Origin of the sequence: uncultured Nisaea sp., assembly GCF_963974195.1 — a bacterium.
Taxonomy (GTDB): Bacteria; Pseudomonadota; Alphaproteobacteria; order Thalassobaculales; family Thalassobaculaceae; genus Nisaea.
In genome coordinates, this window is the sequence record NZ_CAXBDC010000048.1 from 1 (window position 1) to 12,330 (window position 12,330).

Consider the following 12,330-nt stretch of genomic DNA (forward strand, 5'->3'; position numbering starts at 1 on the left):
AACAGGTCATCGCCGAGCTGGAGCAGGCCATGCATGCCGCCGCCGCCGATCTGGAGTTCGAGGAAGCCGGCCGCCTGCGCGACGAGATCAAGCGGCTGGAAGCGGCCGATCTCGGCATGACGCTGGACGGCAAGCCGCTGCCCAAGGGCGCCGTGGTCCGGGTCAAGGGTCCGGTGCAGCCCCCGAAAGGCAAGCCGGACAAGGGAAAATCATCCAGACGCGGCTCCGGCCGCCGGCGCGGCTAAATCCCCCGAAAACAAGGCTCAATCCGGGAATCGAAGCGAAAGCAATGGGTTCGCGGGCCTTTTCTGTCGCCACCCGGTGCGCAGCGAATCCGGCATACAGCAATCAAAGCCATTGAAAGCACAGGCCAAGGTCTAATATCTAGGGGCAGTCATTTAGGTCCAGCCAAGCCCCTCGCCAGATTGGGCTGTTCGGGCCTGCCCCGAATCCATTCTTGGCCATAGCCGTTTTGGGCCATCGTCGTTGGAAGGCAAGTTCCGTGTCTGCTGAGTGTTGTCATATGTTGCCGCATTGCATGCAACAAGGAGCCCCCGCTTGATTGCCCCTCTTGCTTATGCGATCGGCGGCCTTGTGCTCCTGCTCGTCGCCGCCGAGGTCATGATCCGCGGCGCCGTCGGCGGCTCCCGCATCCTGAAGATCTCTCCGCATGTCATCGGCCTCACGGTCATCGCCTTCGGCACCTCCGCGCCGGAGCTGTTCGTCAGCCTGAAAGCGGCGATGCACGGCCATGACGGCATCGCCATCGGCAATGTGGTCGGCAGCAACATCGCCAATATCCTGCTGATGATCGGCACGGTCGGGGTGATCTATCCCTTTGCCTGCGGCGATCCGGCACTGCGGCGCGACGGTCTGGTCCTGCTCGGCTCCACCATCGTGTTCGTGATCCTGTGCCATACCGGTGTCATCCAGCTCTGGCACGGCGTCATCATGCTGTCCGTGCTGATCGGTTATCTGGCTTATTGCTATATCAGCGACCGGCGGAACTGCGCGAACGACGACAGCATCCATGCCAAGGAAGTGGACGAGTTCGACAATCTGCCCGACAGCCTGCTGAAAGCGGCGATCTACACCATCATCGGGCTGGTCGGCGTGGCCTTCGGCGCGCGCCTGCTGGTCGACGGCGCGGTCGACGTGGCCCGTCTGCTCGGCGTCTCCGAGACGGTGATCGGCATCACCATGGTCGCCCTCGGCACCTCCATGCCGGAGCTGGCAACCACCGTGGTCGCCGCCGTGCGCCGCCATAACGATGTCGCGCTGGGCAACATCATCGGCAGCAACATCTTCAACACGCTCGGCATCCTCGGCGTCGTCTCGATTGTCACGCCGCTCGATATTCCGCAGGAGATCATGCAGTCAGATATCTGGGTCATGCTGGGTGTGACTGTGGTTTTCGTTGCGGCGGCGCTCGGGCTGAAAACCTTGGGCCGGCCGCTGGCGGTGCTGTTCTTCGCCGGCTATGCGCTCTTCACCATCGGCCAGTTCACCGACCTGACGGCGCTGTTCACCGGCTGATCCTCTCAGCGCTCATACAGCAGGCTGAAGCCAACGGCCTCGCAGTCCTCGTAAACGTCGGGCTTGCGCGTGGTCACGCGCGCCCGGCGCACGGCTGACCGCTCCGCGATCATCTGCACGATGGCGTGGCAAAGGGTTTCCTGCAGGTTGAAGCGGCGGCGTGCCACCAGCTCCAGGATCTCGGTGCGGACAAAATCGTAGTCCAGCACCCGCTCGATCGAGTCGGCGGCGCCCGTCGGATCGACATCGACATCCATCTCGACGCTGACCAGCACCCGCTGCGGCTTGCCGCGCTCGAAATCGTGGATGCCGATATCCGCGACCACCGCGAAATTCTCCAGCAGGATCCTTGCATTCGTAATCGGCACGCCTATCCGCCTCCCTCTTCCGGAGTCCCCATGAAGGCAATATCGCGCGGCATGGCCTGCAGCACCTGGCCGCCATCGATGGTGATGCATTGCCCGGTAAAGGCCGGCGCGGCGAGAATGAAGCGCAGCGCCGCCAGAATCTGCTCCGGTGTCGAGCCGCGCCCGAGCATGAGGGATTTCTGGGAGCGCTCGAATTCTTCCCCTGTCTGCGGGCCACTCGGCAAGGTGACGCCGGGGGCGATACCCGCCACCCGGATATCCGGCGCCAGCTCCATCGCCAGCATCTGCGTCATGCCATGCAGTGCGAATTTGGTCAGGGAATAGGACAGATAATCCGGATTTGGGCCGAACACCTTGTTGTCCAGCAGGTTCACGATGCAGCAATCCGTGCGGCGGGCAATTCCCTCCGCCGCCTGTCTGCCCACAATTTCGGCAAAAGCACGCGAAAGCAGCGCCGGCGCCCGGACATTCACCGCATGATGCCGGTCGATCTGCGCCGCCGTCAGGCTTTCCAGGCTGTCCCCCTCGAACAGGGCCGCATTATTCACCAGCAGGCCCAGCGGCGGCGCCCCCTCGCCCGCACGGCCCATCAGGCCGGTGACAGCCTCCGCGTCCGAGAGATCGCACCCCAGGGCCTCGGCAGAGCCTCCGGCGGCGTGGATATCATTCACCAGCCGCTCCGCATCGGCACGCGACGCATTGAAATGCACCACCACGTGCCAGCCATCCGCAGCCAGCCCCCGGCACAGCACAGCACCAACGCGGCGGGCACCACCGGTGACGAGGGCGGTCCGATTTTCAGCAGCAGGCTTGATCATCTGGGGACTGGTTCGCTCATATACTCAAAACTTATTTTCCGACCCTATCCTTGTGCGCCGGACACGAAAAGCCACGACTGCGTTAGGGCGTATTTTTTGCACATTTCGCATTAATAGCCCCGAAAGTCATGAATGGGTCACGTCTCGGTCACAAATAGTGATCAGAATCAGTGCCCTAGAATATTTTTTGTTATATTTCAATATCTTATAACTCTTGCTCAAATTTTGAGCAAAGCGTCCAAACTGAGAGAAAATGGGACCTACACCCTTGCACACAAGAGTTATCAACACCTTTTTCCACAAATAACGGGGATAGAGTCCGGCGCCGCACGTTAACCATAACAGCCGTTCCAGATTTGTTCGCACATCCCGTTTCCGGCATCGAAGAGATCAGGTACAAAGACGCCATGTCGACAACAAAGCCCGAACAGGACCTGCCGGAACCGGCATCGCCGCCGGAACCGAAAGCGGATATCGCGCGGGGCGTGAAGGTGATCCAGCAGCAGGTCAAACTGCTGCCGAATGCACCCGGCGTCTACCGCATGCTCGATGCCGCCGGCGACGTGCTCTATGTCGGCAAGGCGCAGAGCCTGAAGAAACGGGTCGCGAACTACACTTTCCCGGCCAAGCTGCCGCACCGGATCTTTCGTATGGTCAGCGAGACCATCCGCATGGAATTCGCGCGCACCCATACCGAAGTCGAAGCGCTGCTGCTCGAAAGCAACCTGATCAAGAAGCTGCGGCCGCGCTTCAACGTGCTGCTGCGCGACGACAAGTCCTTCCCCTATATCCTGCTGACCGGCGATCACGACTGGCCGCAACTGGTGAAGCATCGCGGCGCTCGTAACCGCAAGGGCGACTATTTCGGCCCCTTCGCCTCCGCCGGTGCGGTGAACCGAACGATCACGGCCCTGCAACGCGCCTTCCTGATCCGGAACTGCACGGATGCAACCTTCGCCAGCCGGACCCGGCCCTGCCTGCAATATCAAATCAAGCGCTGCGCCGCGCCTTGCGTCGATTATGTCGGCAAGGAGGAATATGGCGAGCTGATCGAACAGGCGAAGGCGTTCCTCACGGGCTCCAGCCGGAAGATCTCGCAGCAGCTCGCCGAGCGCATGCAGGAAGCAAGCGACGCGCTCGATTTTGAAAGCGCCGCGCGCTACCGGGACCGGATCAGGGCGCTGGCCCATGTCCAGTCGCACCAGGACATCAATGTCGAAGGTGTCGAGGATGCCGACGTGATGGCGCTGCATGGCGAAGGCGGCTCCTCCTGCATCCAGGTGTTCTTCTTCCGGGGTGGCAGCAATTACGGCAACCGGGCCTATTTCCCGAGCCACGACAAGAGCCTGGAGCCGGGCGAGATCCTCGCCGCCTTTGTCGGCCAGTTCTACGACAACAAGCCTCCGCCCAAGCTCGTTCTGGTCAGCCACGACATGCCGGAACAGGAACTGATCGCGGAGGCGCTAGGCACCAAGGCCGAGCGCCGGGTCGAGGTGCTGCGCCCGCAACGCGGCTCCAAGCGCAAGCTGATGGAGCACGCACTCTCGAATGCAAAGGAAGCTCATGCGCGGCGGCTGGCCGAAAGCGCATCCCAGAGGCGCCTGCTTGAGGGGCTCGCGGAGGCTCTGGATCTGGACGGCCCGCCCGAGCGGATCGAGGTCTACGACAACAGCCACATCCAGGGCACCAACTCCATCGGCGCCATGATTGTTGCCGGCCCGGACGGGCTGATGAAGAACGCCTACCGCAAATTCAACATCCGCAATGTGGTGCCTGCGGACGCGCCTCTGCCGAAGGCGGCCGAGCCTGACGAGAATGGCGACGCGCCGGTTCAGGCCGGTGACGATTACGCCATGATGCGGCAGGTACTGACCCGCCGCTTCGGCCGGGCCCTGAAGGAAGATCCCGACCGCAAGTCCGGCAACTGGCCGGATCTGGTGCTGATCGATGGCGGTCAGGGCCAGTATACCGCCGTGCGGGAGGTCTTCGACGAGCTCGGGATCGAGGATGTCGCCCTTGTGGCCATCGCCAAGGGGCCGGACCGGGATGCGGGACGGGAGCGGTTCTTCTCGGGGAAGCGCGCGCCCTACTCCCTGCCCATCAACGACCCGGTGCTGTATTTTCTGCAGCGCCTGCGGGACGAGGCCCACCGCTTCGCCATCGAGACGCACCGGGCAAAACGGACCAAAGCCATCGGCCAGTCGAAGATCGACGAGGTGCCCGGGATCGGCGCCAAGCGCAAGAAGGCCCTGCTGCATCATTTCGGCTCCGCCCGGGAAGTTTCCCGCGCCGGGCTGCAGGATCTCGAGGCGGTCGACGGGATTAGCAAAACTGTAGCCAAAAAAATCTATGATTTCTTCCATGATGAGGGCTGATTGGTGTAGCGTCTCGGCAACGGAATACGAGGATGGAATCGCCGTCCCGCACACTCTTCAGACCGACGCAGAGATATGACCGGCCTCCCCAATCTGCTCACCCTGTCGCGCATCCTTGTGATCCCCCTCATTGTGGGGTTCATCTGGTATGGCGAAGACACGTACCGCTGGATCGCTTTCGGCCTCTACGCCTTTGCCGGCATTACCGATTATCTGGATGGATATCTGGCCCGGTCACTGAACCAGCATTCCGATTTCGGCCGCCTGCTTGACCCGATCGCGGACAAGCTCCTGGTCGGCGCCGTGCTGCTGATTCTCTGCGCGCTGGACCATATCTCCGGCTATAGCCTGTTGCCCGCGCTGATCATTCTGCTGCGGGAAATCCTGGTCTCCGGCCTGCGGGAGTTTCTGGCGGAAATCCAGGTCCGCATGCCGGTCAGCAAGCTGGCCAAATGGAAGACGGCTTTCCAGATCGGCTCGCTCGGCTTTCTGATCGTTGGCGCAGCAGGTCCCGACTGGCTGCCGACCGTGCTGATTGGCGAGGGCCTGCTGTGGGCGGCGGCCATCCTGACCCTGATCACGGGGTACGATTACCTGCGCTCCGGCCTGCTGCATGTGACCCCGGAAGCAGAGGCCGAACGCGCCCGGCGGAAGACGGGCGCAACAAGTCAAAGCGCCCCGGGTAAAAGCGCCCCTGTGGACGCATGATGCGGACGCATCACTTGAGTCCGGCCCGTCCGGCCCTCTAGACTTCATCCATGAAAATTTTTGGCCTTGTCGGATGGAGCGGCAGCGGCAAAACGACGTTGCTCGTCAAGCTGCTCCCTGAACTTGTCTCCCGTGGCGTCCGCGTCTCGACCATGAAGCATGCCCACCATGCCTTCGACGTGGACAAGCCGGGCAAGGATTCCTACGAGCACCGCGCCGCCGGAGCCAGCGAGGTACTGGTCACCTCGGCGAACCGCTGGGCCCTGATGCATGAGAACAGAGGCGCGCCGGAGCCAACCATCGAAGAGTTGATCCGGCATATGAGTCCGGTCGACCTGCTCATCATCGAGGGGTTCAAGGAGCACGCCCATGACAAGCTGGAAATATACCGGGAGGCCACCGGCAAATCCCTGATCCAGCCGAACGACCCGCTGATCCGGGCCGTGGCGTCGGACGGCCCGGTCGCGGCCGCGACTGTTCCCGTGCTCGATTTGAACGATATTGCCGGGCTGGCGGACTATATTCTCGACTTCACTGGATTATCGAAAGCCGCGTAAGCCATGTCGCAACTGACAGATGACTGCTTCGCCTTCGGCGGGAAGCTGATCCCGGTCGCGGACGCGCTTGCCCGTTTCCGGGAAATCCTGGTGCCGGTGGTCGCGCCTGAGGTCGCACCGCTCGCGGATGCCCTCGGGCGTGTGCTCGCAGAGGACGTCATCGCCGACCGCTCCGTGCCGCCACACGACAACTCCGCCGTGGACGGTTTCGCCGTCTATTTCGACGATCTGGCCAACGGAGCGGAAACAATGCTGCCGGTGACCGCCACCATCGCGGCGGGACATCCCCTGGACGGCCCGCAGAAACGCGGTACGGCCACAAAAATCTATACCGGCGCCCCGATGCCGGCCGGCCCGGACGGCTCCAGCCCCGACACGGTACTGATGCAGGAAGACTGCCGCATCTCCGGTGAGCGCGTCGTCATTCCAAACGGTATCAAGCGCGGCGCGAACCGGCGCTTTGCCGGCGAAGACGTGACCGAAGGCGCCCGTATTCTGCAGGCGGGCACACGCCTGCGGCCACAGGATATCGGACTTGCCGCCGCCATCGGCCGGACGGAACTCACCGTCTGCAAGCCTCTGCGCGTGGCGATTTTCTCGACCGGCGACGAGGTCCGCGATCCCGGAACGGACGCGCCCGGCGGCACGATCTACGATTCCAACCGCCACACCATCTCCGCCCTATTGCGCGGCCTCGGTTGCACGGTGATCGATATGGGCATCCTGCCCGATCAGCTCGACACCATTCGCGACGGGCTTGAAGATGCGGCGGGTAAAGCCGACATGATCCTCACCACGGGTGGCGTTTCCACCGGTGGTGAGGATCATGTGCGGAGTGCGGTCGAAGCTCTGGGTTCCCTGCATTTCTGGCGGCTCGCCATCAAGCCGGGACGTCCCGTGGCGCTTGGCCAGGTCGGCAAGATCCCCTTTATCGGCTTGCCGGGAAACCCGGTGGCCGTGATGGTGACGTTCCTGCGCGTTGCCCGGCCGTTGATACAGCGGCTGGCTGGCGCGGCGGATACGAACCCGGCTCTGTTTCCGGTCCGGTCCGGCTTTGATTACAAGAAGAAGCAGGACCGGCGTGAATATGTCCGCGTCACCCTGAAGCGCACCGGCGCGGGTGATCTCGAAGCCGTGAAGTTCGAACGGGAGGGGGCCGGGATACTCTCCTCCATGGTGGCGGCCGACGGTCTTGTCGAGCTGCCGGAAGACTGCACCGGCGTGAAAGCCGGAGATATTGTCGACTACCTGCCCTTCAGCGAGGTTGGCCTGTGAAAATTCTGTATTTCGCCTGGATGCGTGGCAAGACCGGCATCGGAGAAGAAGATGTCTCCCCGCCCGAGACCGTAACGGACGTGGCCGGGCTGGTGGCGTGGCTGAAGACCCGTGGTCCGGGCTTCGAGGATGCATTCTCCGACATGAAGATCGTACGCGCCGCCGTAAACCAGGAATTCGCCGAACTCGACGCGGCTGTCGGCCCGAATGACGAAATCGCCTTCTTCCCGCCGGTAACGGGGGGCTGACTCCATGATCCGGGTGCAGAAGGAAGACTTCGATCTCGCCGCCGAACTTTCCGCACTCAGCGCCGGGAACCACAATATCGGCGGCATCACCAGCTTTGTCGGTCTGGTGCGGGATATGGCCGATGGCCAGCATATCGGCGCCATGACGCTGGAGCATTATCCCGGCATGACCGAGAAGATGCTGGAACAGATCGATGCCGAGGCCAACAAGCGCTGGCCGCTCGAAGCCAGCCTGATCATCCACCGCTATGGACGGATGGAGCCGGGCGAGCAGATCGTGCTCGTCGCCTGCGCCTCCCCGCACCGGGAAGCCGCCTTCGAATCCTGCCATTTCCTGATCGACTGGCTGAAGACCAAAGCCCCGTTCTGGAAGCTGGAAGAGAAAGACAGCGGCGCCGAATGGGTGGATGCGCGGGAGAGCGACGAGGATGCGGCGGCAAAGTGGGATTGAAGGCCCGAAACCAGGCCTCTTTCAGCGCTGCATTTGTCGCGCAGAGACCAGTTTTCACCGCCCTCGCAAAACTTTCTCCGGAACGATACAGCCCTCTGAATTAGCAAGTTAAATTTCGCCTTTTCCCATGCGAAAACTGCATGCACCCCATGCATAAAACGCAATTGCTGCAGCGCACGCCGTCACCCATACGGGGGGCGGCAATTACACGGGCCGATTGGCCGTTCGCATACCCCTGCGGACGGCCTTTGCTCTTCCCGGAGCAGTGCACGCCCGTCGCCGGATGAGAAACCGACGATGTGGCAGGGAGACCCGGCGATGGGCATTCGCTTGGTAGTGCGCGATTTACTGGACGTGGCGACGGAGTGCGGCCTTGAGGATTATCCTTACTGGGCCGGCAGCGAGCGCCGTATCACCGACGCGGATATTCATCGCGCGCTGGCTGAAGACCGGCTGATCGCCCCCGACGATAATCGCGACCCGAACACCCCGATGAGCGCCGACGACCATGCCGCGCGCGTTGCCTGGCTGGTCCGTCACGGTGACCAGAAGCGGATGAGCATCATCATCCGCAACGGCCGGCTGTGCGACGGCAACCACCGTTTCGCCGCCTGCCTCTTCGCCGGAATCGAATATGTCCGCTGCGTCATGATGGAAACAGAAGAGCTCGCCGCCGCGGCCTGATTCCAGCATCTCCGGGAGCCTGTTGTTAACCAGCGAAAACCGGCGCTAGACTTCGGAGTGTTTTCGCCTCCGGAGGTCCCCGATGATCGGTGCCATTACCCTGCTGCTCGGCTGTCAGCTGCTGGGAGAGTTATTCATTGCCGCCACCGGCTGGCCCCTGCCCGGCCCGGTTGTCGGCATGGTCATCCTGTTCACGGGCCTGATGATCCACGGCAAGGTGCCCGCGCCTGTCGCCGCCGTTTCCGACACATTGCTCCGTAATCTGTCCCTGCTGTTCATCCCGGCCGGTGTCGGGGTCATGCTTCACCTCGCCCTGATCGAGCGCGAATGGATCGGCGTCACCGCCGCCCTGGTTGGCAGCAGCGCCATCACCGTCGTGGCAACGGCCCTGCTCATGGTCGGCCTGAAGAAGTTCACCCGCGTCGGAAATGATAGCGTCGGGGGAGACCACTGATGGATAGCGGTTTCAGCGATATCTGGGTCTATCTCTCGGCAAGTCCGCTACTGCACTTGTTCCTCACCCTGCTGGCCTACCTTGGCGGACAGAAACTCTATGAGCGGCTCGGCATGCATCCGCTGGTTAATCCGGTACTGATCGCGGTCATCGTCCTGGTCGCGATCCTGATCGTCACCCGCACGCCCTATCTGGTTTATTTCGAGGGCGCACAGTTCGTGCATTTCCTGCTCGGCCCGGCCACGGTCGCCCTTGCCCTGCCGCTTTACCGGCAGGTCTCGCGTATCCGGAAATCCCTGCTTCCGGTATTGCTCAGCGTGATCTTCGGCTCGCTTGTCGCAACCGGCAGCGCCGTTGCCATTGCCTGGCTTTTCGGCGTCTCCGAAGCCACCCTGATTTCCATCGCCCCGAAATCCGTGACAACGCCGGTCGCCATGGGCATCAGCGAAAAGCTCGGCGGCCTGCCCTCGCTCACCGCCGTCTTCGTTATCCTGACCGGTATTCTCGGCGCCATGATCGGTCCGCTGATGCTGGATCTGTTCCGCTTCAGGGACTGGGCCGCACGGGGTTTCGCCATCGGCATCACGGCCCACGGCATCGGCACCGCCCGGGCCATGCAGGTGAACGAGGTCGCCGGCGCCTTCTCCGGTCTCGCCATGGGCCTGAACGCCCTGGCAACGGCAATCCTGCTGCCGCTGCTCTGGCGATTGTTTTTCTAGACGCCCATGACCAGCGCGCCGCGAATCAACAAGCCCGCCGCCGGTATCGCGCTCGTTCTTGCGGCGATGCTTTCGATGTCGATCAACGATGCCCTGGTCAAAAGCCTGTCCGGTGACTATCCGCTGCATCAGGTGATCTTCACGCGTGCCCTGATCGGCTTGGCCCTTTGCCTCGTCTTTGTCCAGTTCGAGGGCGGCTGGTCGATCCTGAAAACCCGGCAACCCGGCCTTCATGTCTTTCGCGGCCTGTTGATCGTCATCGCCAACTCCTCCTTCTTCGCCGCCATCGCCGTGGTGCCGCTCGGCGAGGCAACCGCGATCTTTTTCGCCGCTCCGCTCCTGATCACCCTGTTTTCCGTGCCGGTGCTCGGCGAACGGATCGGACCGGTCAGACTGGCGGCGGTTCTGACCGGTTTCGCCGGCGTGCTGATCATGCAGCGCCCCTGGGCCGATGCGGGCACCCTCGACGTCAGCCGGATTGTCCTTCTGTTGCCATTGCTGGCGGCCAGTGCCTATGCCCTGCAACAGGTGATTACCCGGCGCCTTGGCCTGGATTCCAAGGCCTCGGCGATGGCCGTCTATATCCAGTTCATCTTCCTCGTCGTGTCGATCCTTGTCGGTGCGATCGCCGGTGACGGCCGGTTCGCAGACGGGCTGGAAAACCCGAGCCTTCTGTTCCTGTTGCGCCCATGGATCTGGCCGGAAACGTTGGACATCTGGCGTTTTCTTGCCCTCGGGACCAACATCGCCATTGTCAGTTACTGTATTTCCGCGGCCTACCGGATGACCGATGCCGGAATCCTCGCGCCCTTTGAATATGCAGGCCTGATGATGGCCGTGTTCTGGGGCTGGGTGATCTGGGGCGAAATCCCGGGGCCCGAAGTCGCGGCAGGGATCGTTCTGATCGTTGCCGGAGGTCTCGCCGTATTCTTTCGGGAACGGCATCTGGAAGCACGCCTGAAACGGGAAGAAAACGCCTGATTTTCCCGAACTGTTCCCCATGCGCCGCAGCGCCGGGGAGAAGGCGGCGCCTCGGGACAAGACATGACGGATGTTAGAGATTAGGGTCCCTCCGCAATGAGTGATACATCCGTGACCTCCATCAATCGCCCGACCTTCGGGATCGCCCTCATTCTGGTTGGAATGCTCGCGATCTCCATCAATGACATGCTGATCAAGCAGCTCTCCGGCGGCTATCCGCTGCACCAGATGGTCTTTACCCGCTCGGCAATCGGTATCGCCTTCAGTCTGGTGATTGTTCAGTTCGAGGGCGGCTGGCACATCCTGAAAACCCGGAGGCCGGGACTGCATGCCCTGCGCGGCCTCCTGGTGGTGATTGCCAACATGTCCTATTTCGCCGCGCTCGCGGTACTGCCGCTGGCCGATGCCACGGCGCTGTTCTTCGCCGCGCCCCTCTTCATCACGCTGCTCTCGATCCCGGTGCTCGGCGAAAAGGTCGGACCATTCCGCCTCGGTGCCGTGCTTGTCGGTTTCATCGGCGTGGTGATCATGCAACGCCCCTGGGCCAGCACGGACGATCTCGGCGTCAGCCGTCTGGTGCTCGTGCTGCCCGTGATCTCGGCGATAACCTATGCCGGCATGCAGATCATGACCCGCAAGCTCGGCATGAGCAGCAAGCCGTCGGCGCTCGCGGTCTATATCCAGGTCATGTTCCTGCTGGTCGCGGGCCTGTTCTGGATCTTTGCCGGTGACGGCCGGTTCGCCGAGGGAAGCGACAATGAAAGCCTGATCTTCCTGCTCCGCGCCTGGGTCTGGCCGGAGGGCATGGATTTCTGGCTTTTCGTCGGGCTGGGTTTCAATTCGGCCGCCGTCGCCTACTGCCTCTCCGCCGCCTACCGCTCGGCGGATGCGGCAACCATTGCGCCCTTCGAATATACCGGCCTGCTGCTGGCGGTGTTCTGGAGCTGGGCCATCTGGGGCTATCTGCCCGGTATCGAAGTGAAGATCGGCATTTTCCTGATCATGGCATCCGGCCTGTTCGTCTTCCTGCGCGAACGCCAGCGCAACCGCCCGATGGCAAGCGACCCGCCTGCCGGAACCGGCGCGACGCGGCGCTAGGATGCGGACTCATAAACACCCAGCCAGAGCCGGAAGAGATTTGGGACTCACGGCAAGC

Annotated in this window: 15 protein-coding genes; 13 read left to right on the plus strand and 2 right to left on the minus strand. The window is 62.5% G+C overall.

The window, feature by feature from the left end; all coding sequences use genetic code 11:
• Nucleotides 1-245: UvrB/UvrC motif-containing protein (locus AAC126_RS12020; RefSeq protein WP_339853645.1), on the plus strand; the 245-nt coding region annotated here is incomplete at its 5' end.
• 313 nt (nt 246-558) lie between these two features.
• A complete protein-coding gene (locus tag AAC126_RS12025) occupies nt 559-1,536 on the plus strand; it encodes a calcium/sodium antiporter (RefSeq protein WP_339853647.1) in 978 nt (325 codons plus the stop codon).
• A gap of 5 nt (nt 1,537-1,541) precedes the next feature.
• Here the strand turns inward: AAC126_RS12025 and AAC126_RS12030 are convergent, their stop codons facing one another.
• The gene (locus tag AAC126_RS12030; RefSeq protein WP_339853649.1) at nt 1,542-1,904 is read right to left on the minus strand and encodes a dihydroneopterin aldolase; all 363 of its coding nucleotides are present in this window, start codon (nt 1,902-1,904) and stop codon (nt 1,542-1,544) included.
• Nucleotides 1,905-1,906: 2 nt separating this feature from the next.
• A complete protein-coding gene (locus AAC126_RS12035) occupies nt 1,907-2,722 on the minus strand; it encodes an SDR family oxidoreductase (RefSeq protein ID WP_339853651.1) in 816 nt (271 codons plus the stop codon).
• 407 nt (nt 2,723-3,129) lie between these two features.
• On the opposite strand from AAC126_RS12035, the gene uvrC reads away from it, so the two are divergent.
• From uvrC to AAC126_RS12090, 11 genes are all read left to right on the plus strand, one after another.
• Nucleotides 3,130-5,097, plus strand: coding sequence for an excinuclease ABC subunit UvrC (gene uvrC, locus AAC126_RS12040; protein ID WP_339853653.1), 1,968 nt, complete (start codon nt 3,130-3,132; stop codon nt 5,095-5,097).
• A 75-nt stretch (nt 5,098-5,172) separates the two neighbouring features.
• On the plus strand, nt 5,173-5,805 hold the full coding sequence (gene pgsA / locus AAC126_RS12045) for a CDP-diacylglycerol--glycerol-3-phosphate 3-phosphatidyltransferase (protein ID WP_339853655.1): 633 nt from the start codon (nt 5,173-5,175) through the stop codon (nt 5,803-5,805).
• 50 nt (nt 5,806-5,855) lie between these two features.
• A complete protein-coding gene (gene mobB / locus AAC126_RS12050) occupies nt 5,856-6,362 on the plus strand; it encodes a molybdopterin-guanine dinucleotide biosynthesis protein B (protein WP_339853656.1) in 507 nt (168 codons plus the stop codon).
• Between the two features lie 3 nt (nt 6,363-6,365).
• Nucleotides 6,366-7,637, plus strand: a complete 1,272-nt coding sequence (glp, locus tag AAC126_RS12055; protein ID WP_339853658.1) for a gephyrin-like molybdotransferase Glp — start codon at nt 6,366-6,368, stop codon at nt 7,635-7,637.
• Nucleotides 7,634-7,885 carry a molybdopterin converting factor subunit 1 gene (gene moaD / locus AAC126_RS12060; protein WP_339853660.1) on the plus strand — a complete coding sequence of 84 codons (252 nt, stop codon included), beginning with the start codon at nt 7,634-7,636 and terminating at the stop codon, nt 7,883-7,885. Before glp ends, moaD begins: the two co-directional genes overlap by 4 nt.
• A 4-nt stretch (nt 7,886-7,889) precedes the next feature.
• Nucleotides 7,890-8,336 carry a molybdenum cofactor biosynthesis protein MoaE gene (locus tag AAC126_RS12065; protein WP_339853662.1) on the plus strand — a complete coding sequence of 149 codons (447 nt, stop codon included), beginning with the start codon at nt 7,890-7,892 and terminating at the stop codon, nt 8,334-8,336.
• Nucleotides 8,337-8,654: 318 nt separating this feature from the next.
• Nucleotides 8,655-9,020 (plus strand): ParB/RepB/Spo0J family partition protein, encoded by a 366-nt coding sequence (locus tag AAC126_RS12070; protein ID WP_339853664.1) that lies wholly within the window; start codon nt 8,655-8,657, stop codon nt 9,018-9,020.
• 82 nt (nt 9,021-9,102) lie between these two features.
• Complete coding sequence (locus AAC126_RS12075) at nt 9,103-9,474, plus strand: CidA/LrgA family protein (protein ID WP_339853666.1); 372 nt, start codon at nt 9,103-9,105, stop codon at nt 9,472-9,474.
• Entirely contained in the window at nt 9,474-10,193 is a 720-nt protein-coding gene (locus tag AAC126_RS12080; RefSeq protein ID WP_339853668.1) for an LrgB family protein, read from the plus strand. Before AAC126_RS12075 ends, AAC126_RS12080 begins: the two co-directional genes overlap by 1 nt.
• A gap of 6 nt (nt 10,194-10,199) precedes the next feature.
• Complete coding sequence (locus tag AAC126_RS12085) at nt 10,200-11,174, plus strand: DMT family transporter (RefSeq protein ID WP_339853670.1); 975 nt, start codon at nt 10,200-10,202, stop codon at nt 11,172-11,174.
• Between the two features lie 96 nt (nt 11,175-11,270).
• The gene (locus AAC126_RS12090) at nt 11,271-12,272 is read left to right on the plus strand and encodes a DMT family transporter (RefSeq protein ID WP_339853671.1); all 1,002 of its coding nucleotides are present in this window, start codon (nt 11,271-11,273) and stop codon (nt 12,270-12,272) included.
• Nucleotides 12,273-12,330: the final 58 nt, after the last annotated feature.